Raw genomic sequence first — 224 nt, forward strand, 5'->3', positions numbered from 1 at the left:
TCGCGCTGATCTGGCTGGTGCTGTGCCTTAACGTGTCGGCCGGCATCGGCATTCTGGGCATGGCCTCGCCGCTGCTGCAGGAAGTGTTCGCCGGCAAGCTACTGGGCAACGACCTGAGCTTCAGCCAGCTGGATGCCACGCAACTGGCGCAGATTGCCGCCATTGCCGCCGGCTTCACCGGGTTGCTGAGCCTGTTCAACATCGGCGGGCGTTTCTTCTGGGCC

The 224-nt window shown here is 64.3% G+C and carries 1 pseudogene; it reads left to right on the top strand.

The window, feature by feature from the left end:
• Positions 1-224 (top strand): annotated as a pseudogene (locus RRF55_RS28635) (MFS transporter); the annotation flags it as partial.

The sequence above is a fragment of the Klebsiella sp. K47 genome, assembly GCF_051858335.1.
Classification (GTDB): Bacteria; Pseudomonadota; Gammaproteobacteria; order Enterobacterales; family Enterobacteriaceae; genus Klebsiella; species Klebsiella pneumoniae.